At 46.7% G+C, this 580-nt stretch carries 1 protein-coding gene; it reads left to right on the top strand.

Annotated features, from left to right (window positions below):
- On the top strand, positions 1 to 580 hold a 580-nt coding region (locus AC27H3_RS18075), incomplete at both ends, for a transposase (RefSeq protein ID WP_487108110.1).

Genomic DNA, 580 nt, shown 5'->3' on the forward strand with positions numbered 1-580 from the left:
GCCAAAACACTCAATGGCTATCGTTGAAGCCACCGCTGAAGTGTATCGCAAACGCCTGATGAAAATCAGCTGGTTTATGGGCTATATCAACGAGCATATTGCACGAGCCGCCAACCAAGAAGATAACTGCACAGGCAGGTTCTGGGAAGGTCGGTTTAAATCTCAAGCTTTACTTGATGAAGCCGCACTCGCCGCTTGTATGGCTTATGTGGACTTAAACCCCATTCGCGCCAATATCGCTAACACCCCAGAAGATTCAACGCACACCAGTGTAAAACTACGCTGCGAGCAAGCCACACAAAGCCAACAACCCAAAACCCTCATGCCCTTTGTTGGCAACCCCAGAGAAAACATGCCGAAAGGCCTACCGTTTGAGCTGACTGATTATTTACAGTTAATCGAACTCACCGGTCGTTGTATCAGAGAAGATAAACCTGGCTACATCGACGAAAACCTACCCAGCATACTGAGCCGATTAAACATATCAGCTGAAAACTGGCTAATCATCACCACTGAATTTAAAACACAGTTTCATGGTGCAATAGGGCGCGAAGATGTACTCAGTGATTACTGCGAACAT

Source organism: Colwellia sp. NW0002-52-1 (assembly GCF_057550865.1).